This window comes from Nocardioides sp. NPDC127503, from assembly GCF_040302165.1.
GTDB lineage: Bacteria > Actinomycetota > Actinomycetes > Propionibacteriales > Nocardioidaceae > Nocardioides.
This window is the reverse complement of sequence record NZ_JBEORH010000003.1, coordinates 564362-590521: the sequence shown is the minus strand read 5'-3', so window position 1 is coordinate 590521 and position 26160 is coordinate 564362. Positions and strand designations below refer to the sequence as shown.

The following is a 26160-nucleotide window of genomic DNA, read 5'->3' as shown; positions in this document are numbered from 1 at the left end:
CGCCGCGTGGAAGAAAAATTCCTTCCACCGATCAACCACCCGACTGCAGGAAGCGGGACAACCCAAGATCCCAAGCCCGTGCCCAACTCGAAAACCCGCGCCAAACCCCTGCCGCCGACCCGATAGCCAGCCAAAATTCTCGGCGGAGCCCGGTGTCAAGGATCGCCGAAGGCGACCGGCGAAGCCGGCGGCCGAAGGCCGTCATCTCGACAAGCTCGATACATCGCCTTTACTCCGGGCGCCGCCGAGAAACACCCTCCAAGAACGGGTCGGCGGCAAACCCCAACCAGAAAACACGGCAGCCTCAGCGCCCGGAAAGATACCTCTCCTCATGAACCACGGAGGCCAGCTCCGACCGATGCCTCCACCCGAACCGCTCCAGATCCGGCACCTCAGGCACCCCCTCGACAGCCCCGACACAGAGCCAAGCCACCGGACGTACGTGCTCCGGAAGCCCGACCAGCGATCGCAGGAACTCCTCGCGGTAGAAGCTGACCCAGCCGACGCCGAGGCCCTCGGCGGTGGCGGCGAGCCAGAGGTTCTGGATCGCGAGGACGGTCGAGTAGAGCCCGGCGTCGGCGATGGCGTGCCGTCCGAGGACCTGCGACCCGCCGCGGGTCGGGTCGTACCCGACGACGACCCCGAGCCCGGACTCGCAGATGCCCTCGATCTTGATCCGGGAGAAGGTCTCGGCCCGCTCTCCGGAGAGCGAGGACGCGAACAGGTCCCGCTCGGTGGCGACGTGCTCGCGGAAGGCCGAGAGCGTCTCCGGCGAGCGCACCAGCACGAAGTCCCACGGCTGGGTCATCCCGACGCTCGGAGCGGCGTGGGCGGCGGAGAGCACCCGCTCGAGCACGGCGGGATCGACCGGCTCACCGGTGAACTCCGCACGCGTGTCCCGGCGGCGGTTGATCGCGTCGTAGAGCTCCATCAGGCACGCTCCCTGGCGACGTCGTAGAGGAACGACTCGCCTCCGTCGCGGGCCAGCGCCGGCCCGGCGAGGATGACGGCTGCCTGCCTCAGACCCGCCTCCTCCACCGCGTCGGAGATCGTCGCCACCGTCCCGCGCAGCACCCGCTCCTCGGGCTGGCTGGCGCGGTAGACGACCACCACCGGGCACTCCGGGCCGTAGTAGGGCAGGAGCTCGGCCATCAGCTCGCGGGTGCGCCGGATCGCCAGGTGGAGCACGAGGGTGGCACCGGTTGCGGCGTACGCAGCCAGGGACTCACCCTCAGGCATGGCCGTCGACCGGGCCTGAGTCCGGGTGAGGACGACCGACTGCGCCACCAGCGGCACGGTCAGCTCCCGTCCGACGAGCGCGGCCGCCGCCGCGTAGGCGGGGACCCCCGGCGTGACGTCCCAGGGCACCTCGGCGGCGTCGAGCCGCCGGGTCTGCTCCGCGACCGCCGAGTAGACCGACGGGTCGCCGGAGACGAGGCGTACGACCTGCTTGCCGCCCCGGTGAGCGGCGACGATCGCGTCGACGATCTGGTCCAGATCGAGCTTCTGGGTGTCGACCAGCTCGGCCGCCGGGCTGCAGTGCGCCAGCACCTCGGGGTCCAGGTAGGTGCCGGGGTAGAGCACCACGTCGGCGGCCTCGAGCAGCCTCGTCGCGCGTACGGTCAGCAGGTCGGCCGCGCCGGGGCCGGCACCGACGAAATGAACGGTCTGCGGGGCGGTCACTTCACGTACCTCGGCGTCCAGACCTGCCCGGCCGCGGTCGCCCGGGTCGAGCTGGCCCCCACGATGACCAGGCACTTCATGTCGATGGTCTCGGGATCGAGTTCACCGAGAGTGGTCACCGTCAGCGACTCCTCGGCCCGCCCGACGTCGCGGCCGACGACGACCACGGTGTCCGGTTTGCGCTGCTCCAGGAGTACGTCGCGAGCTCGGCCGATCTGCTCGGTGCGCGAGCGCGAGGCCGGGTTGTAGATGGCCAGTACGAGGTCGGCGGCCGCGACCGCGCGCAGCCGGTCCTCGACGACGGACCACGGCTTGAGCCGGTCGGAGAGGGACATCACCGCGAAGTCCGCGCCGACCGGGGCGCCCGCCCGCGCGGCGACCGCCTGGACGGCGCTGACCCCGGGCAGCACCCGGACGCGTACGCCGGCGTAGGCCGGATCCTCGGCAGCCTCGAACACGGCGGACGCCATCCCGAAGACCCCGGCGTCACCACCGGAGACGACGGCGACCCGCTCCCCCGCGAGCGCCAGGTCCAGGGCGTGCCGGGCCCGGTCGACCTCGACGGTGTTGCCCGACGCGTGCCGCCGCAGTCCTTCGCGCTGCGGGACCCGGTTGACGTACGGCGCATAGCCGACGACGTGGCCGACCTCGGCCAGCGCCGAGCTGACCTCCGGTGTCAGCCACCCATCCGGCCCGGGCCCGAGCCCGACGACCAGGACTTCCCCGCTGGTCGAGCCTGTCGAGACGCCCCCGCGCATCGCCTCGACAGGCTCGACCGCGGGTAGCTCTTGCCGCAGCCGCGCGGCGGCAGGTGCGGGAGCGGTGTCTCCCGGCACCACGATGAGGGAGAAGTACGGCACGGTGGACGGGTCGACGTCGGCCACGGGCAGCCAGCGCTCCTCGGGCTGCGAGGCACGCTCGACGTACCAGGCACCCTCGAGCCGCCCGGCGGCCGCGAGCGCGGAACGAACCGCGGGGAAGGTCCGGCCGAGCTTCATGATGATCGCCGCCTCGGTGTCGGCCAGGCGACGGGCGAGCTCGGGCTCGGGCAGGGTCCCCGGCAGCACCGTGAGCACGTCGGTCTGGCGCACCAGCGGGGTGGAGACCGCTGCGGTGGCCGCCGCGAAGGCCGGGACGCCCGGCACGACGGAGGTCTCGTAGACCTCCTTGAACCGGTCGTGGAGGTACATCGAGGAGCCGTAGAAGAGCGGGTCGCCCTCGGCGAGCAGGACCACGTCACGGCCGGCGTCGAGGTGAGCGGAGAGCCGGACCGCGCAGGACTCGTAGAACTCGGCCATCGCCCCGACGTAGCCGCCCGGGTGCGAGGTGGTCCCGGTGGTGACCGGGTAGCGCAGCTCCTCCTCCATCGCACCGGCGGGGATCAGGGACGACGCGATCCGGCGAGCGTGCGACTGCTTGCGCACCCCGGCGTGGTACGCGATCACGGGCGCCGCGCCGATCAGCCGGGCCGCCTTGAGCGTGATCAGCTCCGGATCCCCGGGTCCGATGCCGACAACGGTGAACCGTCCGGGGGTGCTCATTCCTGCTCCTGGGCGAGTGCGTTGAGGGCGGAGGAGGTCATCGCCGAGCCGCCGCGGCGGCCCCGGACGGTGACAAAGGGGATGTCGATCCCGTGATCGGCGGCGAAGGAGGCGAGCGCCTCCTTGGATTCGGCGGCGCCGATGAAGCCGACCGGGCAGCCGACGATCGCGGCCGGCCGCGGACCGCCGTCGAGGATCATCTCGAGCAGGTGGAAGAGCGCCGTCGGGGCGTTGCCGATGGCGACCACCGCACCGTCGAGGTAGGGCTCCCACAGCGACAGCGCGGCCGCGGTGCGGGTCGTCGTCCACTCACGGGCGAGCGCCGGGACCCGGTCGTCACCGAGCATGCAGAGCACCTCGTTGTCGCGCGGGAGCCGGCTGCGGGTGACCCCGGTCGCGACCATCGTCGCGTCGCACAGGATCGGCGCGCCAGCCTCGAGCGCACCCCGCGCGGCCTTCACCAGGCCTGGGTGGATGACCAGGTCGGAGGCGAGGTCGACCTGCCCGCTGCCGTGGATCATCCGCACCGCGAGCCGCTCGGCATCGGCCGGCACCGCGGAGAGGTCGGCCTCGCGCCGGATGGTCGCGAAGGAGTCGACGTAGATCGCCGGCCCCTGGTCGATGTAGTCGTAGCGCCGGGTCGGGCGCACCTGCGGCGTAGGCACGAGTACGCCGCGCCACGGCGTCACCACGACCGCCGGCGCCCGCTCGGCCAGGGCCGAGACGGCGGCCCGGTCCAGGGCCCCGTCCGGGGCCGCGACATGCTCGCCTCCGGGCACAGGCCCGTAGCCGAGCTCCTCTGCCACAGCGGGCACCCGATCGTCGGCCACGACCGGCTCGACCAGCGGGGCGTCGAGCTCGGAGACGTGCCAGGGCGCGGACGGCCCTTCGCCGCGTACGTCCAGAAAGCGTGAGGCGAGCGCGACCAGCCGGGACGCGGCCTCGGCGAGCGGCACGACAGGTCCCCACGAGTCACCGACCCGGAGCTGACCCTCGGCAGCGGAGAGTGCCACCAGCCCGAGGTCGCACTCCCGCGTGACCAGGTCGCCGCGGCCGTCGTCGAGCACGAAGAGGAACCGCCCCGGCAGCGCGGCCAGCTGCGGCGAAGCGCACAGCAGCCTGTCGAGCGATGCCGCGACGCCGCGCAGGTCGGCCAGCCCTCCGGCGAGCCCGGTCTGCGGGGAGACCATCACGTTGCGTACGAGCTCGTGGGTCTGCGCCGGCACCAGACCGGTCGCCTTCAGCGCAGTGAGGACCTCGCCCGGCAGGTTGTTTCCAGAACGGCCGCCGTCGACACTCGGCAGGCCGCGGACCTGCAGGTTGGCGCGACCAGTGAGGTAGATCCGCCCGTCGCCATAGGTCTCCGCCACGGAGATCAGCGAGAGCAGCGCGGCGGACGAGACGGACCCGCCGATCAGGCGCAGCCGCACCAGCAGGCCGTCCTCGGCCGCCCACGGACGACCGACTCCCGGGCACCGGTCGGTTCGAACTCGCGTCATCAGGACACCTGCTCTGCGTCATGTGCCCTTGCGCGGGGCACGTGGTGACCTGGCGGCGGGCGCCGCCAGAGCCAGCAGGTCTTCGGACTCGGAATCGATCGGAGCGGAGCGCCTTCCCGGAGCCAGGCTCCAGTGGCTGTCCTCCCCGGAAGGAGGGCGTGCCCCGCCCGTCATCCTCACCGCTGCGCGTCAGTCCCGGACTTTCACCGGGTTCCCTGACCCCATCAGGCATGGAGTACGACTGGCAGGGCGAGACTACCGACTTGCGGACACGGCGCCGAATTGCTCGCCTCCCGGCCGCGGTTTGTGCCAGTGTTCGCCTACTCGAAATCTCCCGAGGCCACCCCATAGATGGAGTCTCCCGTGACAGGCTCGGCTCACCGGCAGTTGTTCGTTCTCGCGCCCATCTCGGCATTCGCGCTCGGCCTCACGGCCTGCACCACGACCTCGGAGTCGAAGGTCTCGATCGGTCTGGTGGTGCCCACCTCCGGCGTCCACAAGTCGATCGGCACCGACATGAGCCGTGGCTTCGACCTCTACCTCGACCAGCACGGCGGGAAGCTCGGCGGCCGGCTGATCGACGTCGTCGAGGCCGACGAGGGCGACCGCGCCGAGACCGGCGTCGCCGCGGTGACCAGGCTGATCCAGGACGACGAGGTCCAGGCGGTCGTCGGGGTGGTGAGCTCGGAGACGGCGCTGGCGGCCAAGGACGTCGCGACCAGCAGCGAGACGCCGCTGATCGTGACCGGCGCCGGCGCCGACGAGTTCGCCGACGGCTCCGACTACCTGTGGCGTACGTCCTCGTCCAACGCGGACCTGGGCGGCGCGCTCGGGACAGCGGTCGCCACGGAGACCGGGCGGGGCTCGGCGTACGTCATCGCCTCCGACGACGCGGCCGGGCACGAGCTCTCCGACAGCTTCATGATCGCCCTCGAGGCATCCGGAAGCAGCGTGGCGGGCCAGAGCTACACGCCGGCCGGTGTGACCGAGGAGTGGTCGGGGCTCTTCGACAAGGCGAAGGACTCTGGCGCCGACGCGATCTACGCCGCCTACGCCGGCAAGGAGGCGGAGGCGTTCGTGAAGCAGTACCGCGAATCAGGGCTGACCAAGAGCGTCCGGCTCTACGGCCCGGGCTTCCTCACCGAGGGCGACGTACTGTCCGAGCTGGGCAGCGCGGCCTCCGGCGTGCGCACCGCGCTGCACTACAGCGACACGATGGACTCGCTGATGAACGACGCCTTCGTGAAGGACTACCGCGAGGCGTACGACGCCACCCCGACGGTCTACTCGGTGCAGGCCTACGACGCCGCGGCCGCGCTCGACAAGGCGCTCGACCTCTCCGACGACGTCAACCGCAACGAGATCGCCGACTCCCTCGGGTCGGTCGGCACCATCGTCAGCCCCCGCGGGAACTGGTCCTTCGACCCCAACCACAACCCCGTCCAGCCCTACTTCCTGCGGGTGGTCAAGAGCACCCCCGACGGCCCCCGCAACATGGTGCTGCAGGAGATCGCCTCAGCGGGCAGCTGATGTGACGACCGGCTGCGGCCGGACCCGAACGGTCGCAGCCGGTCCGTTCAGCTGCCGGCTTCGACCAGTTCGTGCTCCAGGTCGTCCTCCTTGCGCCGGAGTACGACCGACCCGCCGAGCGCGAGCAGCAGCGCGACGTACACGACGATCGCGAACGGCGACTGCACCAGCGTCAGCCAGTCACCCTGGGCGATCTGCAGGGCCGAGCGCAGTTGCCGCTCGAAGATCGGCCCGAGGATCAGGCCGACCACCATCGGCGCCACGGGATAGCCGTAGCGGCGCATGAAGAAGCCGAGGATGCCGAGCACGAGGAGCACCATGACGTCCTGGGGGCTGAAGTGCACCGCGAAGGCCCCCAGGGCCGCGAACAGCAGGATGCCGGCGTACAGGTAGGGACGCGGGATCTGGAGCACCTTCACCCACAGCCCGACCAGCGGCAGGTTGAGCACCAGCAACAGCACGTTGCCGATGTAGAGGCTCGCGATCAGCGGCCAGACGAGGTCTCCGTGGTCCTTGAACAGCAGCGGCCCCGGCTGGATGTTGTAGTGCTGCAGCGCCACCAGGATCACCGCGGCCGTGGCCGAGGTCGGGATGCCGAGCGTCAGCAGCGGCACGAGCACGCCGGCGGCCGAGGCGTTGTTGGCCGCCTCCGGCCCGGCGACCCCCTCGATGGCACCGTGACCGAACTCCTCCTTCGCTCTCCCGCGAGCCAGCTTGCGCTCGGCGGAGTAGGACAGGAACGTACCGACCTCGGCGCCACCGGCCGGCAGAGTGCCGATCGGGAAGCCGATCGCGGTGCCACGCAGCCACGGCTTCCAGGAACGCCGCCAGTCCTCACCCGTCATCCAGGTGCGCCACCCGCGGGTGACCGGGACGAGCTGCTGCGGTCCCCGGCGCAGCTGCGCACCGACGTACAGCGCCTCGCCGACGGCGAAGAGTGCGACCGCGACGACCACGACGTCGATGCCGTCGTTGAGCACGGGTACGCCGAAGGTGAACCGCATCTGCCCCGACATGCCGTCGACGCCCATGAGCCCGATGAACATGCCCACGCCCAGGGCGGCCAGCCCGCGCGAGACCGAGCGGCCCAGCAGTGCCCCCACCGTGGTGAAGGCGAGAACCATCAGGGCCACCTTCTCGACCGGACCGAGCTTGACGGCCAGATCCGCGGCGATCGGGGCCAGGAAGGTGAGCGCGACCGTGGCGAGCGTGCCCGCCACGAACGACCCGATGGCCGCCGTGGCCAGCGCCGCGGCGCCCCGGCCACGTTTGGCCATCTTGTTGCCCTCGAGGGCGGTGATCATCGAGGACGCCTCGCCAGGCGTGTTGAGCAGGATCGACGTCGTGGACCCGCCGTACATGCCGCCGTAGTAGATCCCGGCGAAGGTGATCAGCGCGGCCGTCGGGTCCAAGGCGTACGTCAGCGGCAGCAGCAGGGCGACCGTCATCGACGGTCCGATGCCGGGCAGGACACCGACCGCGGTGCCGAGGATGACGCCGATGAAGGCGAAGACGAGGTACTCGGGCCGCGCCGCGGTGGCGAACCCCTCCAGGAGCAGGGTGAGGTTATCCATGGAGGAACGACACCCCCTCCAGGAACGGGCCCGGCGGCAGCGAGACGCCCAGACCGCCGGCGAAGACCAGCTGGATCGCGAACGCCATGACCAGGCCGATCAGCAGCGAGCGCCACCAAGGGCGGGCGCCCAGGATGACCGCGCCCGCCGTGAACAGCGCGGCGCCGGCCAGCGGCCAGCCGACCGGGCCGATCAGGAGGGCGTGGCCCAGGACGGCCACGGCCAGCAGGACGGCGGTGCGCCAGTCGGTGGTGCCGGACAGGTCGACGTCCTCGCCGCCCTCGGGCACACCACGCTCACCACGCAGGACACGCGCCAGGGTGATGCCACCGGTCACGACCAGCAGGCCTCCGACGAGGTAGGGCATCGTCCGCGGCCCGATCGCGCCGGCCGCGGTGACCGGCTCGGCGATGCTTCCCGCACGCACCAGCGCGAACACACCGAGGGCGAGGATGCCCCCGGCCATGGCCGACTCCCCGAAGGAGAGCCGGCCAGGCTGGGTGGGGGTCTGCTCGCTCACTGGACGAGACCGATTTCCTTGAGCGTGGTCTGTGCGGAGGTGACCTCCCCGTCGACGTACGTGTCGAACTCGTCACCAGCCATGAAGGCGTCGTCCCAGTCGTTGGTCTCGAGGACCTTGCCCCAGGCGTCGGACTCGGCCGCCTCGGTGACCAGGTCGGTCAGGGCCTCCCGGTCGGCGTCGTCGAGGTCGCCGGGGGCGACGATGCCGCGCCAGTTGGTGAGCACCAGGTCGATGCCCTCGTCGGTGAGGGTGGGCACGTCGGGCAGCAGGCCGGAGGGCTCCTCGCCGGAGACGGCCAACGCACGGAGCTTGCCGGCCTTGATCTGCTCGGCGTACTCACCGACACCGGAGATCCCGGCGTCGACCTTGTTGCCGAGCAGCGCGGTCACCGACTCGGCGCCACCGTCGAAGGGCACGTAGTTGAGGCTCTTGGCGATGTCCTCGGGGGCTACGCCGACCGCCTTGAGCAGCTGGCCGGCGAGGATCTGGTCGGTGCCGCCCGCGGACCCACCTGCGATCGCGACGTCCTGCCCGTTGGCCTTGATGTCGTCGACCAGGTCGTTGATGGTCTGGTACTTCGAGTCGGCCGGTACGACGACGACCTCCTGCTCCTCGGTCAGCTTCGCGATCGGGGTGGTGTCGGCGAGCTTGGTGGCCGACTTGTTGGTCTCGATCGCGCCGACCATGACCAGGCCCATCACCATCAGGGTGTTGGCGTCGGTCTCGTTGGCGAGCTGCGCCAGCCCGACGGTGCCGCCGGCCCCGGGAACGTTGGACACCGAGGCGGTCTCGACGATCTTCTCGCCGGTCAGCACCTCGGAGAACGCTCGCCCGGTCTGGTCCCAGCCACCGCCCGGGTCGGCGGGGACGACGATGTTCACGCTCGTCGGCGCTGCGCCGGAGGACGAGTCGGAGCTGTTGACCGAGCTGCAGGCGGCGAGCGACGTGCCTGCCACGGCTGTGGCGACGACGATCGCGGCGGTACGGATGAGGGGGTTCATGGGGGTCTCCTTCAAGAGTGACGTACGTCACTTCATGGCCGTGAAGGTAGGCGCGGCGCGGAGGACCCCGGAAGCATCCGGAGGTATTGGACCTTGTGGTCATTGTGGTCACGGGTACGACCCGGACGGGCTAGACCTCCGTGCGAGCGCTCTGCAGCTCGGCCCGGGTCGCGGCCAGATCCTCGCGTACGGCCGTGAGGTCCTCACGCAACGCGGTGAGGATGGCCATCATCTCGGCGTCGGACTCCTCCTCGTGCTCGGCGAGGCTCTCGACGCTCTCCATGCCGGAGACGACCACGGCGAGGAAGAGGTTGAGGACCGCGAAGGTCATCACCAGGATGAAGACGACGAAGAAGATCCAGGCGGAGGGGTCCTCGGCCATCACCTCGCGGGCGATGTCGGGCCAGGCCTCGCCGGTCATGGTCTGGAACAGCGTGAACGCGCTGGTGCCGAGGTCGCCGAAGTACTCCGGCGCGATGGAGCCGTAGAGGTTGGTCGAGATGACCACCGCGACGTACATCATCAGCACCAGCAGCGCCGCGACCGAGCCCATCCCCGGCATCGCCGCGATCAGGCCGTCGACGACGCGACGCATGGACGGGACCGAGTTGACCAGGCGCAGCACGCGCAGGATCCGCAGCGCCCGCAGCACCGACATCGGCCCGGTCGCCGGCACCAGCGCGATCGCGACGATCACGGTGTCGAAGATGTTCCACGGATCGCGGAAGAACCTGGGGCCGTACGCCACCAGCCGCAGCACCAGCTCGATCACGAAGACCGCGAGGAGCAGGCCGTCGAGCAGCGCCAGCTCGCGGGCGAGGTGCTCGGGGACCATCGTCTCCACACCGAGGACCACCGCGTTGAGGATGATCACCCCGATGATGACCTTCTGGAAGGTGTCGTTGTCGACCAGCGCGCGGATCCGGGCGCGCACCGAGATGTCTTCCGAACCCATGTTCGCTTCGTCCTCCTGTGACCCGTGACAGCGGCGGGGAGCCTACTGCATGGGACCTACTGGGTCGCCAGGTGCAGCGCGAGCCCGAGCCCGGCGAGACCGACCAGCCAGCGCAGCGGGCGCTCGGGGGCGACCCGGACGATCGCTGGCCCCAGGAAGCCGCCGATCACGGCGCCCGATCCGAGGGCGACCGCGGCCGGCCAGCTCACGGGAGCGAAGAAGACGTACGCGATCGCGGCGGTGCCGTTGGCGACGCCGGTGGCCACGTTCTTGACCGCGTTCGTGATCGCCAGGGCCTCGGTGCGCTCGAGCACGAGGACGGCCAGCGCGATGATGCCGACGCCGGCGCCGAAGTAGCCGCCGTAGATGCCGAGCACGAACACGATGACGCCCCAGCCGAACCCGCGGGCCAACGTACGCCGCTCGTCACCGCCTGCTGACGAGGCCTGCCGCGGCGGCCGCGCGGCCGCGCGGGCGGCGGCCCAGGAGCGGATCCGGTCGCGGAACAGCAGGAGCACCGCACCGGCGCCGACGAGCCAGGGCACCACCGTCTCGAACGCCTCGGCCGGCGTGGTGAGCAGCAGCGCCGCGCCGAGCGCGCCGCCGAGGAAGGAGGCCAGGGCCAGCCAGGCGATCCTTCTGCCCTGGCCGCGCAGCTCGCGCCGCGAGCCGGCGACCGTGCCGCCGGTGACGCCGAACATGGCCACCGTGTTGGTGACGTTGGCGACGACCGGCGGCAGCCCCGCGGCCAGCAGGGAGGGGTAGCTGACCAGCGAGGCCAGACCTGCCACCGAGCCGGTCAGTCCCGCACCGATGCCGGCGAGCAGGAGCCAGGCGAGCTCAGCGCTCACCGGGCGGTCATCAGGGCGGTCAACGAACCAGGCACGGGCGCTTGGGATCGAAGGTCCACCCCGACACCAGGTACTGCATCGCGACGCCGTCGTCGCGTACGCCGAGCCCGTGCTCGAGGTAGAGCTCGTGCGCGGCCGCGACCCGGTCACGGTCGATCCGGATCCCGAGCCCCGGGGCGGTCGGCACCGCGATCGCCCCGTCGCGGATCTCCAGGGGCGACTCGGTCAGCCCCTGGCCGTCCTGCCAGATCCAGTGGGTGTCCAGCGCGGTGATCTCCCCCGGTGCGGCGGCGCCGACGTGGGTGAACATGGCCAGCGAGACGTCGAAGTGGTTGTTGGAGTGGGAGCCCCAAGTCAGCCCGAAGTCGTGGCACATCTGGGCGACCCGGACGGAGCCGGACATGGTCCAGAAGTGCGGGTCGGCCAGCGGGATGTCGACGGCGTGGGTGCGGATCGCGTGGGACATCTGGCGCCAGTCGGTGGCGATCATGTTGGTCGCCGTACGCAGCCCGGTGGCGCGCTTGAACTCGGCCATGATCTCGCGGCCCGAGTAGCCGCCCTCGGCACCGCAGGGGTCCTCGGCGTACGCGAGCACGTCGTCCTTGCCCTTCAGCAGCCGGACCGCGTCGGCGAGCAGCCAGCCGCCGTTGGGGTCGAGGGTGATCCGGGCGTCGGGGAAGCGCTCGTGGAGGGCGGTCACCGCGGCGACCTCCTCCTCACCGGCGAGGACGCCGCCCTTGAGCTTGAAGTCGGCGAAGCCGTAGCGGGCCTGGGCGGCCTCGGCGAGACGTACGACCGCCTCGGGGGTCAGCGCGACCTCTCGCCGGACGCGATCCCAGTCGTCCGCGCCGTCGGCCTCACGCAGGTAGGGCAGGTCGGTCTTGTCGGGGTCCCCGACGTAGAAGAGGTAGCCGAGCATCGGCACCGAGTCGCGCTGCTGCCCGTCGCCGAGCAGCTCGGCAACCGGTACACCCTGCGCCTGACCTGCGAGATCGAGGAGCGCGGACTCCAGCGCGGTGACGGCGTGGACCGTCGTACGCAGGTCGAAGGTCTGGGCTCCGCGGCCGCCGGCGTCGCGGTCGGCGAACCGCTCCGCGACCTGCCGCAGCAGGCTGCGGTAGCGGGTGACCGGCTGGCCGACGAGCAGCTCGGCGGCCTCTTCGATGGTGCGACGGATCGGCTCGCCGCCGGGGACCTCGCCGACGCCCTCGCGTCCCTCGGAGTCGGTGAGGATCGCGATGTTGCGGGTGAAGAACGGCGCGTGCGCGCCGCTGAGGTTGAGCAGCATCGAGTCGTGGCCCGCGACGGGGACGACCTCGACCTTGCCAATAGTGGGCACAGTGGTCGTGTCGGTCATGGCAGCTGCAGCTCGCCGTCGATCCGGCGGGCGAGGTGCCACGGGTTGTCGTCGCGTACGGCCTCCGGAAGGATGGCGGCGGGTACGTCCTGGTAGGCGACCGGGCGCTGGTAGCGCTCGATCGCGAGGCTGCCGACCGAGGTGGTGCGGGAGTCGGAGGTGGCAGGGAACGGGCCGCCGTGGACCATCGCGTGGCCGACCTCGACGCCCGTGGGCCAGCCGTTGAAGAGGATCCGTCCAGCCTTGAGCTCGAGCGCGGCGACGACCTGGGCGGCCGCCTCGTTGTCGGCGTCGGTGGCGTGGACCGTCGCGGTGAGCTGACCCTCGAGGGAGTCCAGGCTGGGCAGCAGCTCCTCGACGGTGTCGTAGCGGACCACGACGCCGGAGGCGCCGAAGACCTCGTCGGTCACCCCGGCGAGACGGGCGGCCTCGACGATCTGGGGCGCGGGAGCGTCGGTGTCACCGGCAGTGCCCTCGCCGACGACGGTCACGCCGTCGGTGGCACGGAGCGCGGCGGTGCCCTTCGCGTAGGCGGCGGCGATGCCGGAGGTCAGCATGGTCGCGCCGACGGCCTCGGCCGTGGCCCGGCCGGCGGCGGCCAGGAAGGCATCGCCCGCCTCGCTCTTCGGGAGGAAGAGCAGGCCGGGGTTGGTGCAGAACTGGCCGGAACCGAGGGTCAGCGAGCCGACGTACGCCGTGGCGAGCGCGTCGACGTCACCGTCGAGCGCTCCGGGGAGGACGACGACGGGGTTGATCGAGGACATCTCTGCGTAGACCGGGATCGGCTCGGGCCGGGCCGCCGCGGCAGCGACGATCGCGAGGCCGCCACCGCGGGAGCCGGTGAAGCCGACGGCCTTGATCCGCGGGTCGACGACCAGGGCCTGGCCGAGCTCGATGCCGCCCTTGAAGTCGGTGTCGAGGAGGAAGGAGAAGGTGCCGGCGTGCAGCCCGGCCTTCTCGACCGCGCGGGTGATGGCCTGCGCGACCAGGTAGCCGGTGAGCGGGTGCGCCGGATGGCCCTTGACCACGACGGGACAGCCCGCGGCCAGCGCCGAGGCGGTGTCGCCGCCGGCGGTGGAGAAGGCGAGCGGGAAGTTGCTGGCACCGAAGACCGCCACCGGGCCGAGCGCGATCTGGCGCTGGCGGATGTCGGACCGCGGAAGCGGGGTCCGGTCCGGGAGGGCCGGGTCGATGCGTACGCCCAGGTGGTCGCCGCGGCGCACGACGCCGGCGAACATCCGGAGCTGGCCGGTGGTGCGGCCGACCTCGCCGCTGATCCGGCCTTCGGGCAGGTGCGACTCGGCGACAGCCGCTTCGACGATCTCGGCGCGGGCCGCCTCGATCTCGGCGGCGACGGCTTCGAGGAAGTCCGCCCTGGCTTCGGGGGATGTGGCGCGGTAGCCGGCGAAGCCCTCGGCCGCGGCGCTGGTGGCGGCGGTGACGTCGGGCTGCTCGGAGTCGGCTCCGGCGATGATCGAGCGGTAGCTCATGTTCCCTTCCTATCGGGTCGGTCTCTCAGGTGCAGATCGGCGTCAGGAGATCCGGGCGATCAGCTCGCGCAGCTCGTCGATCTCGTCCTCGCGCAGGTCGGTCAGCGGCGGGCGGACCGGCCCGGCGGGCCGGCCGATCGCGGTCAGACCGCCCTTGACGATCGACACGGCGTAGCCGGCCGTGCGGTCGCGGATGTCGAGGTAGGGGATCACGAACTCGTTGAGACGACGGTAGACCTCGTCGCGGTCCTGGGCACGTACGGCCTCGTAGAACTCGACCGCCCACTTCGGCGCGAAGTTGAACAGCGCCGAGGAGTACGTGCTCACGCCGAGCTGGAGCAGCGGCAGCGCGAACGTCTCCGCCGTCGGCAGGCCACCGATGTAGATGAGCCGGTCGCCGACCCGGGCGTACGTGCGGGTCATCTGCTCGATGTTACCGACGCCGTCCTTGAAGCCGATCAGGGTCGGGTTGCGCTCGGCGAGCTGATCCACGGCCTCGTCCCGCAGCACTGCGTTGGCGCGGCTGTAGACGATCACGCCGAGGCCGGTCGCCTCGCACACGCGGCTGGCGTGCTCGACGAGCCCCGCCTGCCCGGCCTCGGTGAGGTAGGGCGGCATCAGCAGGATCCCGTCCGCGCCCGCCGCCTCGGCCGCCTTCGCCTGCGCGACCGCGTTGGCCGTGCTGCCCGTCGCCGGCGCCAGCACCGGCACCGCGCCCGCGACCTCGTCGACCGCGGCACGTACGACCCGGTCGGTCTCCTCCGCGTTCAGCGAGAAGCCCTCCCCCGTGCCGCCGGCCGCGAAGAGACCTGCGACCGGGTACTCCGCCAGCCAGCTCAGGTGCTTGCGGTAGCCCTCTTCGTCGACCTGGAGGTCCTCGGTGAAATGGGTGACCGGGAACGAGAGAAGCCCGCTCTTGAGCTGGGCGGCCAGGTCGATCGGGCTGTACTCGGTCACGAGTCACGTCCTTCAGATGTTGTGAGGGTTCCAGTGGGGAAGGTGGTGACCATCACGTTATGAACGTTCGGTGATGCCTGTCCAAGCCCGAATTTGAATCTCGTGATGCTTTGGCGGCATCGCGGCGGCTTGGGTGGCCCCAGATCGTCCTGACCGCTTGTCGCGGCGTGTTTCTCCGGGGTTGGCGTGGGCCGCCGACCCTTTCTTGAGCGTCTTCTCACCAGACCCCGGAGTCAAGGACGGGGCGGGGACAGTTCCCCAGCTACCGGTTCATCTGGATGATCGCATCGAGAACCCGGCGTACGACCGGACTGACAGACCCCCGCGCCCAGATCGCATGGAGCTCGACGGGACGCTCGGGGTCCTTGTCGAGGCGGGTGTCGCCGCCGCCGTGCTCGATGGGGCGGAAGACGACGCCTTCCACGTGCAGCGAGCTGGCCGAGACCGGGACGAAGCCGACGCCACGATCGGCGGAGACCAGGAGCATGGCGGTGAGGACCTGGTGCACGCGCTGCTCGATGCGAGGGTGGGCGTTGGCCAGGAAGCGTACGGAGAGCTCGTGGAAGTAGCGGGACTGCTGGGGGTGGTAGCCGATGACGGGCTGGCCCTCGAAGTCCTGCGGCGTGAGTGGCCGATCGAGCTCTGCCAAGGGATGACCCTGCGGGAGTACGGCCATCAGCGGCTCACGGGAGATCACTCTCGAGGAGAGCAGCTCGGTGTCGAAGGGCGGGCGGGCCAGGCCGATGTCGATCTCGCCGTGGCGGATGCCGTCGACCTGGGCCAGGGTGACTCGCTCGGAGAGCCGCACCTCGACATCCGGGAGCTCGACGGTGAGGCGGCGCAGCAGGGGCCCCAGGATCGAGATGGCCGAGACCGCGGTGAAGCCGAGCCGGACCACGCCGGCGGCGCCGGCGTCCACCCGACGAGCCAGGTCACCGGCACTCTCGACCAGGTTGAGCATGCGATAGGCCTCGTCGAGGAAGGCCGCTCCGGCACCCGTGAGAGCGACCCGGCGGTTGTCCCGCTCGAGCAGCTGCGCACCGACGGCCTTCTCCAGCTTCTGGATCTGTCGCGACAGCGGCGGCTGCGTCATCCGCAGGCGCTCGGCAGCCCGGCCGAAGTGGAGCTCCTCGGCGACGGCCACGAATGAGCGCACCTGGTCGAGCGTGATCATCTGGCCAGGGTAGACCACGATGCACCAGGTGGAACACTCTATGCCGAATCGGGCTTGGACCGGTATCGCTAAGACTCTTAGTGTCGGTGGTCACACGACGTCGGGCCATCCCCATGCGACAACCGAGCCCGGCCACCAGGACCTAGGAGCAACGATGCGTACGACCACCCACCTACTCGCCGCGACCGCCGGCGTCGCGGCCCTGGCCCTCTCCGCCTGCGGTGTCTCGAACACCACCGGAGGCAACGGGGACGGTGAGGAGTATCCCGCCGGCAACGTCGAGATGTACGTCGGTGCCTCGGCCGGCGGCTCCAGCGACCTGATCAGCCGGGCGGTCTCCAAGGGCCTCTCCGACGAGCTCGGCGCCTCCTTCCCGGTGATCAACCAGGAGGGCGCCAACGGCGCGCTCGCCGCCAACAAGGTCGCCAAGGCCAAGCCCGACGGCCAGACCATCGCCATCCAGAACGCCTCGCTCTTCGCGATCACGCCGCTGGCGGTCAGCGAGGACGAGGTCACCGACCTCGGCGACTTCGACGTCGTCCAGGGTGTCTCCCGCGACGACTACGTCATGGTCACCGGCCCGAAGAGCGGCTTCAAGACGCTCGACGACATCAAGGCCGCGAAGAAGAAGGTCACCTACGGCACCACCGGCGTGGGCACCGGCGCGCAGCTCTCCTGCGGCCTGACGTACGCCTCGGCCGGCGTCGACGCCGAGGCCGTGCCGTTCGACGGCGGCGCCCCGGCGCTGACCGCGGTGCTCGGCAACCAGGTCGACACCGCCTGCATCCAGGTCGGCGAGGCGATCGAGAACATCGAGTCCGGCAAGCTGACCCCGCTGAGCGTCTTCGGTCCCGAGCGGGTCGACTACCTGCCGGACGTCCCGACCGCCAAGGAGCAGGGCCTCGACGTCGAGGTCGCGCAGTACCGGTTCATGACCGTCCCCAAGGGCACCCCGGACAACGTCAAGGACGCCATCGCCGAGGCGATGCAGGCGACGTTCAAGACCGAGGAGTACCAGGCCTTCAACGAGCAGAACAGCCTCACCCCGATGGAGATCTCCGGCGACGAGGTGGTGACCCAGCTCGAGGAGGACAAGAAGCGGTTCGCCGACCTGGTCGAGCAGTACGGTCTCAACCTCGGCGCGAGCTGACCCCGCCCCACACGACGAAGGCATGACGATGAGCGACGAACGTACCCCCTCTCCTGACCAGGACATCCTGGCCGAGATCCAGGCCGAGGTGGCCCATGAGCTGGAGGAGGAACGACCTCCGGCCGGCGGACCGGTCTACCAGGTGGTGGGTGCGCTCGTCGCTCTCGTCGTCGGCATCGGCGGCGCAGTCCTCGCCTACGGCTACGGCCTGGGCTCGCTGCGCCAGCCCGGGCCCGGCCTGTGGCCCTTCGTGGTCAGCATCGCCATCACCCTGATGGCCGTGGCCCTGCTCGTCGTCGGCCGCAGACTGACCGACAGCGAGAAGTTCACCCGCTCCAGCATCCTCCCGGCGGTCGGCCTGGTCACCTTCATCGTGCTGGCCCTGCTGATGCCCGTGATCGGCTTCGAGATCCCCTCGCTGCTGCTGTGCGTCGTCTGGCTGAGGTTCCTCGGCGGCGAGTCCTGGCGCAGCACGATCATCACCTCGGTCGCCACGGTCGCCGCCTTCTACTTCCTCTTCCTCTACGGGCTGCGCATCCCGCTGCCCCACCTGTTCTGAGCGGAGCCCCCAGTGGACGTCAACGCATTCCTCGACGGCTTCGGGCTCGTCACCGAACCGCAGAATCTGCTCTACTGCCTGATCGGCGTGCTCATCGGCATGCTGATCGGCGTACTCCCCGGCCTCGGGCCGGCAGCCACGATCGCCATCCTGCTGCCGATCACCTACAGCATCGACCCGGTCTCCGCGATCATCATGCTGGCGGGCATCTACTACGGCGCCCAGTACGGCGGCACGATCACCTCGGTGCTGCTCCGGCTGCCCGGTGAGGCCTCATCGGTGGTCACCGTCTTCGACGGCTTCGCCCTCGCCAAGCAGGGCAAGGCCGGCACCGCCCTCGGCATCGCCGCGATCGGCTCCTTCGTCGGCGCGACCGTCTCCATTCTCGGCCTGACCCTGGTGGCACCACTGATCGCCGGCTGGGCGCTCAACTTCGGTGACCCGGAGTACGCCGCCCTGGCCCTGCTGGGCGTCCTGCTGGTCGCCACCATCGGCAACGGCAACAAGCTCAAGGCCATGATCGCCGCCGCGTTCGGCCTGCTGCTGGCCACGATCGGCCGCGACAGCTTCAGCGGCGCCGAGCGCTTCACCTTCGGCAGCCTGCAGCTGACCGAGGGCATCGACTTCGTGGTCGTCGCGATGGGTCTCTTCGGCGTCGGCGAGATCCTCTACAACCTCGAGGAGCGGCACGGGAAGCCCCACGTACCCGCCGCCGTCGCCAACATCTGGCCCTCCCGCAAGGACCTCAAGCAGTCCTCCGGCGCGATCGGCCGCGGCTCGGTGATCGGCTTCGTCCTGGGCGTGCTGCCCGGTGGCGGCGCGGTGATGGCCTCCCTGGCGGCGTACGCCACGGAGAAGCGGATCTCGAAGCACCCCGAGCGCTTCGGGCGCGGTGCCATCGAGGGCGTCGCCGCCCCCGAGAGCGCCAACAACGCCGCCGCGACCTCCTCGTTCATCCCGCTGCTGACCCTCGGCATCCCGGCCAACGCGTCGATGGCCATGCTCTTCGGCGCACTGCTCATCCTTGGCATCTCGCCCGGTCCGCAGCTGGTCGAGGAGCGCCCCGACCTGTTCTGGGGCGTCATCAACTCGATGTACATCGGCAACCTGATCCTGCTCGTCCTGAGCATCCCGCTGGTCGGCATCTTCGTACGCATCCTGCGGGTGCGGCCGGCGATCCTGGCCCCGATCACCGCGCTGATCACGATCCTTGGCGTCTACACGATCAACAACTCCACCTTCGACATCTTCGTGATGATCGTCTTCGGCCTGATCGGCTACCTGATGAAGAAGGTCGGCTTCGAGCCCGGCCCGATGGTGCTCGCCTTCGTCCTCGGCTCGATCGTGGAGGACGGCGTACGCCGCTCGATGCTGATCTTCGACGGTGACCCGACCGGGTTCTTCACCCGGCCGATCTCGGGCACCCTCTTGGCAGCCTTCATCCTGGTCGCCCTCTGGCCCGCCGCCAAGGCGATCCTGGCCCGACGCAAGGCCGCCACCGTCGCCGCCCCGGCCGACCGCGACGACGTCGACACTCCGACCCGCTGAGCCCGACCCGCTGAGAGAGGCACACCATGACCATCCTGATCGGTTACGTACCCACACCGGTAGGTGAGGCGGCTCTCGAGGCCGGCCTGGCCGAGGCGGCGGCACGCGGCGACGACGTCGTCATCGTCAACAGCCCGCGCCGAGGCGCCACCGTGGACGCCGACCTCGTCGACGAGGTTGCGGCCGCGAAGCTCGTCGCCCGCGCCGCCGAGGCGGGGGTGAGCGCCCGCGTCGACCACACCACGCACGGCGCCGATGTCGTGGAGACGTTCGACGATCTGGTCGCCTCGACCGGCGCCCGGCTGATCGTGATCGGGCTGCGCCGCCGCTCGCCGGTCGGCAAGGCGCTGCTGGGCAGCGACGCCCAGCGCATCCTGCTCGACGCCGGCGTGCCCGTCCTCGCCGTGAAGCCGACCGCATGAGCGGCCCCAACTCCAGCCGCATCTCGAAGGTCGTCGTCACCCCGGTCGCGTTCGCCGACCCGCCGCTGCTCAACGTGGTCGGCGTGCACCAGCCGTGGGCGCTGCGCGCGATCGTCGAGCTCCACACCGACACCGGCCTGGTCGGCCTCGGGGAGACGTACGCCGACGAGACCCACCTCGCCCGGCTCGACGCGGTCGCCCAGGCGCTCCCGGGTGCCGACCCCTACGACACCCACGGCCTGCGACGGCTCGTCGTCGACGTGCTCGGCAAGGAGACCGGCGGGGCGGGTGCCTCCTTCGGCGGCATGCTCGACGTCTCCTCCGCGGTCGACACCGTCTACTCCCCCTTCGAGGTCGCCTGCCTCGACCTGGTCGCCCGCGGGGCGGGCCGTCCGGTGAGCGACCTGCTCGGCGGCGCGGTGCGCGACCGGGTCCCGTTCAGCGGCTACATGTTCTACAAGTGGGCCGGCCATCCCGGTCAGCCCGACGACGAGTGGGGCGAGGCGCTCAACCCCGAGCAGATCGTCGCGCAGGCGAAGCGGCTGGTCGAGGGCTGGGGCTTCGGCTCGCTCAAGCTGAAGGGCGGGGTCTTCCACCCCGACGAGGAGTGCGCCGCGATCGAGGCGCTGCGCGACGCCTTCCCCGACCTGCCGCTGCGGCTGGACCCCAACGGCGCCTGGACGCCGGAGACGTCGGTCAAGGTCGCCGAGCGGCTCGCCGGCGTCGTGGAGTATCTCGAGGACCCCACCCCCGGGATCGACGGGATGGCGCAGGTCGCGGCCCGCACCGACGTACCGCTGGCCACCAACATGTGCGTGATCGCCTTCGAGCACCTCAAGCCCGCGATCGCGGTCGACGCGGTCCAGATCGTGCTCTCCGACCATCATCTGTGGGGAGGGCTGCGCCAGTCGGCGCTGCTGGGCGGGATCACCGACACCTTCGGGTTGGGCCTGTCGATGCACAGCAACTCGCACCTGGGCGTCTCCCTGGCCGCGATGGTCCACCTGGCCGCCGCGACCCCCAATCTGACGTACGCCTGCGACACCCACTACCCGTGGAAGACCCAGGACGTCGTACGCCCCGGAGTGCTCGACTTCAGCGACGGCGCGATCACGGTGCCGACGGGTCCGGGCCTGGGCGTAGAGCTCGATCGTGACCTGCTCGGCGAGCTTCACGAGCAGTACCTTGGCTGCGGTGTGCGCCGCCGGGAAGACACCGTCTACATGCGTTCGTTCGAGCCGGATTTCACGCCGAACACGTCGCGCTGGTGACCCTTTTAAGCAATACCGTCAGGGTATCGCCTAATGCGATAAGTGGCTTGGACATGAATCGCCAATCCTGACAGTCTCCTGTGACCGGGGCCACAAGTGGGCCCGGTCACAGTACGACGAGCCAGGAGCAACCACCGGTGACACAGATCGACAGAGGCGAGACCGGAACCATACCGGTCGTCGGCTATGCCTACCCCTGGGACGTGATCGGCGATCCGACCTTCGCCGATCGCGCCCGCAGCCTCGGAGTCACGAAGGTCGCCCTCGCCGCGGCCTACCACACCACCCGCGCCGCGACCCCGCTCCACCCGGAGCACCGGATCGTCGAGGCCCGCAGCGCGGCGCTCTACCGCCCGGTGCGCGCCGAGGCCTGGGCCGGCGCCCGGCTGGTGCCGCCCGCGGCGACCTGGGTCGCCACTGAGGACCCGTACGGCGAGGCCGCCACCCTCCTCGCCGAGGCAGGCTTCGAGGTCGCCGCCTGGATCGTGCTGACCCACTCCACCCTCCTCGGCGAGGCCGACCCCGACCTCGCGGTCGTCAACTGCTGGGGCGAGCCCTACCCCTACGCCCTCTGCGCCCGTCACGAGGACGTCCGCCGCTACGCGGAGACCCTGGCCGCCGAAGCCGTACGCGACACCCCGACCGCCACGGTCATCCTGGAGGCGTGCGGCCAGCTCGGCTTCGGCCACGGCGGACACCACGAGAAGACCGACGGCGCCTACGACGCCGCCACCCAGCAGCTGCTCTCGATCTGCTGCTGCCCGGGGTGCCGCGAGGACTGGACCGGCCGCGGGCTCGACGCCGAGGCCACGGTGGCGGCCCTGCGTGCCGCGACCGGCGCAGACGCCGCCGGCACGACGGTGGACGCGACGACCCTGGACACGATCCTCGCCTCGCGTCACGCCGCGGCCGACGAGCTCCGCCACCAGGTGATCGCGGCCGTCCGCGAGGCCGCTCCCGACGTCGTCGAGATCGCCCTGCACGCCCAGCCCGACCCCTGGGCCACCGGCGCCAGCCCGGGCCTGACCCCGACCACGGCCGACGACGTCGACCTGGTCGTCTCCTTCTGCTGGCCGACCACCGAGGCCGCGGTGGAGACCGGGCGCCGGCTCGTCCAGGCAGTCGACGGGAAGGCAGCGGCCGCTGCGTACGTCACCGTTCTTCCGCCCACCACCGAGGACGCCTTCGGCGACCATGTGCGGGCACTGGTCGATGCCGGGATCGACCAGATCCACCTCTACCACCTCGGTCTGGCGGGCGCGGACAGGCAGCACCTGCTCGCCGAGGCGACCAAGGTCCCCACCACCGCCGCGACGAGGACGGAATGACTCGATGAGCAACGACACCGGAACATTCAGGCGCGCCTGGCGCGCGATCGACAAGGTCTTCGAGATCCTCTGCCTCCTGTGCCTGGTCGCCACGCTGCTGATCGTGCTGTGGCAGGTGTTCAGCCGTGAGCTGCTGAGCAACTCCCCCAGCTGGAGCGAGGAGACCGCCCGCATCCTGCTGGTCTGGCTCGGCTTCCTCGGCGCCGTGGTCGGCTTCCGCGAGGGCGCCCACATCGCGGTCACCTTCCTGGTCGACAAGTTCCCCGCGACCCTCCAGTCGGTGATCGCCCGGGTCGTCCAGGCGCTGCAGCTCGGCTTCGGGCTCTTCCTGGTCATCCAGGGCAGCCAGTTCGTGGTCGACGCCCAGCACGCCACCCTGCCGGGCACCGGCCTCCCTCGCAGCGTCTCCTACCTGGTGATGCCGGTAGCCGGCGTCATGCTCATCCTCTACACGACCCTCCAGGCCTTCGGCATCAACACCCAGCGGTACGCCGAATCCGACGAGACCGACTGAGCCGGAGCCTCCCCCATGACTATCGATCCTCTTGCCATCACGATCCTGCTGGGCGGCTTCGCCGTCCTCGTCGTCCTCCGCATCCCGGTGGCCCTGGCCCTCGCCCTGGCCGCCGTGTTCGAGGCCCTCTACATCGGCCTCCCCCTGACCACCGTGGGCCAGCGCATGGTCGCCGGCCTCGACACCTTCGCCCTGCTGGCCATCCCGTTCTTCATCCTCGGCGGCGAGATCATGGGCGCCGGCGGCATCTCCCGTCGGTTGATCGCCCTGGCCGGGCTGCTCATCGGCTGGGTGCGTGGCGGTCTCGGGATGGTCAACATCGGCGCCAGCACCTTCTTCGGTGCCCTGTCCGGCTCCTCGGTCGCGGACGTCTCCGCGATCGGGTCGGTGACCATCCCGATGATGAAGAAGCGCGGCTACGACACCGACTACGCGGTCGCCGTCACCGTCTCCGGCGCCACCCAGGCGGTCATGATCCCGCCGAGCCACAACCTGATCATCTACTCGATGGCCGCCGGCGGCGTCTCCATCGGCGCCCTGTTCACCGCCGGCATCCTCCCGGGGATCCTGCTCGGCGCGTCGCTGATGACCCTGGCGTACATCCTGGCGGTCAAGCGCGGCTACCCGAAGGAGGAGCTGGTCCCGCTCAAGGACGTCCCCAAGATCGTCAGCGACGGGCTGCTGAGCCTGCTGATGCCGGTGATCATCCTGGGCGGCATCCTCAGCGGCATCTTCACCGCGACCGAGTCGGCAGCGATCGCCTGCCTGTACGCCTTCATCCTGACGTTCTTCGTCTACCGCGACCTGCCGCTCAAGGCGATGATCCCGATCCTGCAGAGCAGCCTGCGCACCCTCGGCGTGGTGCTGTTCATCATCGCGGCGGCCGGTGCCTTCGGCTACTTCCTGGCCTTCCTGCAGGTGCCGGCTCTGGCCACCGACGCGCTGCTGAGCGTCTCCGACAACGTCGTCGTGGTGCTGCTGCTGATCAACCTGCTGCTGCTCGTCCTCGGCGCGATCATGGACATGGCGCCACTGATCGTGATCATGACGCCGATCCTGCTGCCGGTCGCCACCGGACTCGGCATGGACCCGGTCCAGTTCGGAATCATGCTGGTCCTCAACCTGGCCATCGGCCTCATCACCCCGCCGGTCGGCAACGTCCTCTTCGTCGGCTGCGCCATCGGACGTACGTCCATCGAGAAGGTCATCAAGACCGTGGCCCTCTTCCTCATCCCGATGCTCATCGTCCTGATGCTGATCACGTACGTCCCGTTCTTCTCGCTCGCCCTCCCCGATGCGCTCGGACAGTAATTCCACCTCTGAAAGGAACCACCCGTGAACACCACATCCCCCAAGCCGGTTGCCCGGCGCTCCCTGTTCAAGGCAGGCGCCTTCGGCGCCGCAGCCGTCGCCGGCGGCCTCGCCCTCAGCGCCTGTGGCGGCGGGTCTCTCGCCGGCAGCGGCGGCGGAGGCGGCGGCTCGAAGACCTTCAAGCTGGCCGAGACCCACCCCGACGACTATCCGACCACGCTGGGCGACAAGAAGTTCGCCGAGCTGGCCGAGAAGTACAGCGACGGCCGGATCAAGATCCAGGTCTACCCCAACGCCCAGCTCGGCGAGGAGTCCGACGCGATCGAGCAGGTCCAGATGGGCTCGATCGAGATGACCCGGATCAGCTCGGCCCCGATGGGCGAGTTCGTTCCCGCGATGGGGCTGTTCAGCCTGCCGTACCTCTTCGACGACGCCGACCACCTGTGGCGCTTCCTCGAGAGCGAGAGCGGCAAGAAGCTGCTCGGCGAGGCCGACGGCGCCGGCTTCAAGGGTCTGGGCTACTTCGACCCCGGTGCCCGCAGCTTCTACACCTCGAAGAAGCCGATCAAGGCTCCGGCGGACGTCAAGGGACTCAAGATCCGGACCCAGGAGTCGCAGGTGCAGATCGACTTCATCAAGGCTCTCGGTGGCTCACCCACCCCGATGGACTATGGCGAGGTCTACAGCTCCCTGCAGAGCGGTCTGCTCGACGGCGCCGAGAACAACGAGCCCTCCTACTACTCCGCCTCCCACTACGAGGTGGCGAAGAACTACACCCTCGACCGGCACATGCGCGTCGCCGAGGTGCTCCTCATCAACAAGGACACCTGGGCCGGGCTCGACACCAAGGACCAGGAGGCGCTCCAGAAGGCCGCCGACGAGGCCGCCCCGTTCCAGCGCGAGAAGTGGGACGCTCAGGTCGAGGCCGACCTGGAGAAGCTGCGCGGAGAGGGCGTCACGATCAACGAGATCAGCGACCTCGCCCCGTGGCGCGAGGCGACCAAGTCCGTCATCGACAAGCACGGTGCCAAGCTGGGCGAGTACATCTCCGCCGTCGAGGAGCTGCGCACCGCATGACACAGGTTGTTCTGATCACGGGAGCCAACGGCGGCGTCGGGAGGCTGATGCGCACCCGCCTGGCCCGCGAGGGCCGGATGCTTCGCCTCCTCGACGTCGTACGTCCCGAGGACCCCGCCGAGGGCGAGGCCGTCGAGATCATCGAGGCGTCGGTGACCGACGAGGCGGCGATGCGCGCCGCCTGCGAGGGCGTCGAGGCGATCATCCACCTGGGCGGCATCAGCGTCGAGGCCCCGTGGGACGGCATTCTCTCGGCCAACATCGACGGCACCCGGGTGGTCATGGAAGCCGCCCGGGACGCCGGGGTGGCGCGGGTCGTGCTCGCCTCGAGCAACCACGCGGCCGGCTTCTACGACCTCGACGACGCACCCGCCGAGGGGCTGGCCGCCGACGCCTTCCCGCGCCCGGACACCTACTACGGGGTCAGCAAGGTCGCGATGGAGGCGCTCGGGAGCCTCTTCCACGACCGCTACGGCATCGACGTGACCGCGGTGCGGATTGGCTCGTGCTTCGAGAAGCCGTGGGACCGACGCTCGCTGTGGACGTGGATGTCGCCCGACGACGGTGCCCGGCTCCTCGAGGCCTGCCTGGCCACTCCCGAGCCCGGCTTCCGGGTGGTGTGGGGAATCTCCCGCAACACCCGCAACTGGTGGTCCCTGGAAGCCGGCGAGGCGATCGGCTACCACCCGCAGGACGACTCCGAGGTCTACGCCGCCGAGCTGCTCGGTGACGCGATCGACGACGGCCCGCAGGGCCCCGAGGAGCGCCTGGCCGGGGGGAAGTTCTGCTTCACCCCGCTGGGCGAGCACCAGAAGAAATAGGCCCCCATGGGGAACGGGTGGTCC

General features: G+C 70.4%; 24 protein-coding genes, 1 pseudogene and 1 riboswitch. Of the genes and pseudogenes, 11 read left to right on the top strand and 14 right to left on the bottom strand.

What is annotated here, in order from left to right; translation table 11 throughout:
- Positions 1-304: 304 nt before the first annotated feature.
- The 5 genes and pseudogenes from bluB to ABTW65_RS09890 all read right to left on the bottom strand — a co-directional run.
- Positions 305-931 carry a 5,6-dimethylbenzimidazole synthase gene (gene bluB, locus ABTW65_RS09910; protein WP_350659879.1) on the bottom strand — a complete coding sequence of 209 codons (627 nt, stop codon included), beginning with the start codon at positions 929-931 and terminating at the stop codon, positions 305-307.
- Positions 931-1683: a precorrin-4 C(11)-methyltransferase gene (cobM, locus tag ABTW65_RS09905; RefSeq protein WP_350659878.1), complete on the bottom strand. Its 753-nt coding sequence runs from the start codon at positions 1681-1683 to the stop codon at positions 931-933. The genes bluB and cobM overlap by 1 nt, the downstream gene beginning before the upstream one ends.
- Positions 1680-3224 carry a precorrin-3B C(17)-methyltransferase gene (cobJ, locus tag ABTW65_RS09900; protein ID WP_350659877.1) on the bottom strand — a complete coding sequence of 515 codons (1545 nt, stop codon included), beginning with the start codon at positions 3222-3224 and terminating at the stop codon, positions 1680-1682. The genes cobM and cobJ overlap by 4 nt, the downstream gene beginning before the upstream one ends.
- On the bottom strand, positions 3221-3829 hold the full coding sequence (locus tag ABTW65_RS09895) for a precorrin-8X methylmutase (RefSeq protein WP_502890554.1): 609 nt from the start codon (positions 3827-3829) through the stop codon (positions 3221-3223). The genes cobJ and ABTW65_RS09895 overlap by 4 nt, the downstream gene beginning before the upstream one ends.
- A gap of 705 nt (positions 3830-4534) precedes the next feature.
- Positions 4535-4723 (bottom strand): annotated as a pseudogene (locus ABTW65_RS09890) (ferredoxin-like domain-containing protein); the annotation flags it as partial.
- Between the two features lie 56 nt (positions 4724-4779).
- Positions 4780-4983, bottom strand: a riboswitch (cobalamin riboswitch).
- Positions 4984-5086: 103 nt separating this feature from the next.
- Between ABTW65_RS09890 and ABTW65_RS09885 the strand changes: the two are divergent.
- Positions 5087-6253 carry an ABC transporter substrate-binding protein gene (locus ABTW65_RS09885; RefSeq protein ID WP_350659876.1) on the top strand — a complete coding sequence of 389 codons (1167 nt, stop codon included), beginning with the start codon at positions 5087-5089 and terminating at the stop codon, positions 6251-6253.
- A gap of 47 nt (positions 6254-6300) precedes the next feature.
- Here the strand turns inward: ABTW65_RS09885 and ABTW65_RS09880 are convergent, their stop codons facing one another.
- The 9 genes from ABTW65_RS09880 to ABTW65_RS09840 form a co-directional block, all read right to left on the bottom strand.
- Positions 6301-7827, bottom strand: a complete 1527-nt coding sequence (locus ABTW65_RS09880; protein WP_350659874.1) for a tripartite tricarboxylate transporter permease — start codon at positions 7825-7827, stop codon at positions 6301-6303.
- Positions 7820-8347 carry a tripartite tricarboxylate transporter TctB family protein gene (locus ABTW65_RS09875; protein ID WP_350659873.1) on the bottom strand — a complete coding sequence of 176 codons (528 nt, stop codon included), beginning with the start codon at positions 8345-8347 and terminating at the stop codon, positions 7820-7822. The genes ABTW65_RS09880 and ABTW65_RS09875 overlap by 8 nt, the downstream gene beginning before the upstream one ends.
- The gene (locus tag ABTW65_RS09870; RefSeq protein WP_350659872.1) at positions 8344-9351 is read right to left on the bottom strand and encodes a Bug family tripartite tricarboxylate transporter substrate binding protein; all 1008 of its coding nucleotides are present in this window, start codon (positions 9349-9351) and stop codon (positions 8344-8346) included. Before ABTW65_RS09870 ends, ABTW65_RS09875 begins: the two co-directional genes overlap by 4 nt.
- 130 nt (positions 9352-9481) lie before the next feature.
- Entirely contained in the window at positions 9482-10306 is an 825-nt protein-coding gene (locus tag ABTW65_RS09865; RefSeq protein WP_350659871.1) for an ion transporter, read from the bottom strand.
- A gap of 56 nt (positions 10307-10362) precedes the next feature.
- Complete coding sequence (locus ABTW65_RS09860) at positions 10363-11157, bottom strand: sulfite exporter TauE/SafE family protein (RefSeq protein WP_350659870.1); 795 nt, start codon at positions 11155-11157, stop codon at positions 10363-10365.
- Between the two features lie 19 nt (positions 11158-11176).
- The gene (locus ABTW65_RS09855) at positions 11177-12514 is read right to left on the bottom strand and encodes an enolase C-terminal domain-like protein (protein ID WP_350659869.1); all 1338 of its coding nucleotides are present in this window, start codon (positions 12512-12514) and stop codon (positions 11177-11179) included.
- Positions 12511-14004 (bottom strand): aldehyde dehydrogenase (NADP(+)), encoded by a 1494-nt coding sequence (locus tag ABTW65_RS09850; protein ID WP_350659868.1) that lies wholly within the window; start codon positions 14002-14004, stop codon positions 12511-12513. The genes ABTW65_RS09855 and ABTW65_RS09850 overlap by 4 nt, the downstream gene beginning before the upstream one ends.
- 42 nt (positions 14005-14046) lie before the next feature.
- Complete coding sequence (kdgD, locus tag ABTW65_RS09845; RefSeq protein ID WP_350659867.1) at positions 14047-14961, bottom strand: 5-dehydro-4-deoxyglucarate dehydratase; 915 nt, start codon at positions 14959-14961, stop codon at positions 14047-14049.
- Positions 14962-15223: 262 nt separating this feature from the next.
- On the bottom strand, positions 15224-16135 hold the full coding sequence (locus ABTW65_RS09840; RefSeq protein ID WP_350659866.1) for a LysR family transcriptional regulator: 912 nt from the start codon (positions 16133-16135) through the stop codon (positions 15224-15226).
- A 154-nt stretch (positions 16136-16289) separates the two neighbouring features.
- On the opposite strand from ABTW65_RS09840, the gene ABTW65_RS09835 reads away from it, so the two are divergent.
- From ABTW65_RS09835 to ABTW65_RS09790, 10 genes are all read left to right on the top strand, one after another.
- Entirely contained in the window at positions 16290-17285 is a 996-nt protein-coding gene (locus ABTW65_RS09835) for a tripartite tricarboxylate transporter substrate binding protein (RefSeq protein ID WP_350659865.1), read from the top strand.
- Between the two features lie 28 nt (positions 17286-17313).
- Positions 17314-17844, top strand: coding sequence for a tripartite tricarboxylate transporter TctB family protein (locus ABTW65_RS09830; protein WP_350659864.1), 531 nt, complete (start codon positions 17314-17316; stop codon positions 17842-17844).
- A gap of 12 nt (positions 17845-17856) precedes the next feature.
- Positions 17857-19392, top strand: coding sequence for a tripartite tricarboxylate transporter permease (locus ABTW65_RS09825; RefSeq protein WP_350659863.1), 1536 nt, complete (start codon positions 17857-17859; stop codon positions 19390-19392).
- A 26-nt stretch (positions 19393-19418) separates the two neighbouring features.
- Entirely contained in the window at positions 19419-19814 is a 396-nt protein-coding gene (locus tag ABTW65_RS09820; protein WP_350659862.1) for a universal stress protein, read from the top strand.
- Positions 19811-21085, top strand: a complete 1275-nt coding sequence (locus ABTW65_RS09815; protein WP_350659861.1) for a glucarate dehydratase family protein — start codon at positions 19811-19813, stop codon at positions 21083-21085. Before ABTW65_RS09820 ends, ABTW65_RS09815 begins: the two co-directional genes overlap by 4 nt.
- 137 nt (positions 21086-21222) lie before the next feature.
- On the top strand, positions 21223-22413 hold the full coding sequence (locus ABTW65_RS09810; RefSeq protein WP_350659860.1) for a hypothetical protein: 1191 nt from the start codon (positions 21223-21225) through the stop codon (positions 22411-22413).
- 4 nt (positions 22414-22417) lie between these two features.
- On the top strand, positions 22418-22927 hold the full coding sequence (locus ABTW65_RS09805) for a TRAP transporter small permease (RefSeq protein WP_350659859.1): 510 nt from the start codon (positions 22418-22420) through the stop codon (positions 22925-22927).
- A gap of 15 nt (positions 22928-22942) precedes the next feature.
- Positions 22943-24238: a TRAP transporter large permease gene (locus ABTW65_RS09800; protein WP_350659857.1), complete on the top strand. Its 1296-nt coding sequence runs from the start codon at positions 22943-22945 to the stop codon at positions 24236-24238.
- A 24-nt stretch (positions 24239-24262) separates the two neighbouring features.
- Positions 24263-25315 (top strand): TRAP transporter substrate-binding protein, encoded by a 1053-nt coding sequence (locus tag ABTW65_RS09795; RefSeq protein WP_350659856.1) that lies wholly within the window; start codon positions 24263-24265, stop codon positions 25313-25315.
- Positions 25312-26136: an NAD-dependent epimerase/dehydratase family protein gene (locus ABTW65_RS09790; RefSeq protein WP_350659855.1), complete on the top strand. Its 825-nt coding sequence runs from the start codon at positions 25312-25314 to the stop codon at positions 26134-26136. The genes ABTW65_RS09795 and ABTW65_RS09790 overlap by 4 nt, the downstream gene beginning before the upstream one ends.
- Positions 26137-26160 lie beyond the last annotated feature (24 nt).

Coding starts and splice junctions, on each gene's coding strand:
- ABTW65_RS09835 (WP_350659865.1), top strand. CDS start 16,290: ATGCGTACGACCACCCACCTACTCGCCGCGACCGCCGGCGTCGCGGCC.
- ABTW65_RS09790 (WP_350659855.1), top strand. CDS start 25,312: ATGACACAGGTTGTTCTGATCACGGGAGCCAACGGCGGCGTCGGGAGG.
- ABTW65_RS09880 (WP_350659874.1), bottom strand. CDS start 7,827: ATGGATAACCTCACCCTGCTCCTGGAGGGGTTCGCCACCGCGGCGCGG.
- ABTW65_RS09840 (WP_350659866.1), bottom strand. CDS start 16,135: ATGATCACGCTCGACCAGGTGCGCTCATTCGTGGCCGTCGCCGAGGAG.
- ABTW65_RS09855 (WP_350659869.1), bottom strand. CDS start 12,514: ATGACCGACACGACCACTGTGCCCACTATTGGCAAGGTCGAGGTCGTC.
- bluB (WP_350659879.1), bottom strand. CDS start 931: ATGGAGCTCTACGACGCGATCAACCGCCGCCGGGACACGCGTGCGGAG.
- ABTW65_RS09830 (WP_350659864.1), top strand. CDS start 17,314: ATGAGCGACGAACGTACCCCCTCTCCTGACCAGGACATCCTGGCCGAG.
- ABTW65_RS09800 (WP_350659857.1), top strand. CDS start 22,943: ATGACTATCGATCCTCTTGCCATCACGATCCTGCTGGGCGGCTTCGCC.
- ABTW65_RS09870 (WP_350659872.1), bottom strand. CDS start 9,351: ATGAACCCCCTCATCCGTACCGCCGCGATCGTCGTCGCCACAGCCGTG.
- ABTW65_RS09850 (WP_350659868.1), bottom strand. CDS start 14,004: ATGAGCTACCGCTCGATCATCGCCGGAGCCGACTCCGAGCAGCCCGAC.
- ABTW65_RS09865 (WP_350659871.1), bottom strand. CDS start 10,306: ATGGGTTCGGAAGACATCTCGGTGCGCGCCCGGATCCGCGCGCTGGTC.
- cobJ (WP_350659877.1), bottom strand. CDS start 3,224: ATGAGCACCCCCGGACGGTTCACCGTTGTCGGCATCGGACCCGGGGAT.
- ABTW65_RS09815 (WP_350659861.1), top strand. CDS start 19,811: ATGAGCGGCCCCAACTCCAGCCGCATCTCGAAGGTCGTCGTCACCCCG.
- ABTW65_RS09820 (WP_350659862.1), top strand. CDS start 19,419: ATGACCATCCTGATCGGTTACGTACCCACACCGGTAGGTGAGGCGGCT.
- ABTW65_RS09805 (WP_350659859.1), top strand. CDS start 22,418: ATGAGCAACGACACCGGAACATTCAGGCGCGCCTGGCGCGCGATCGAC.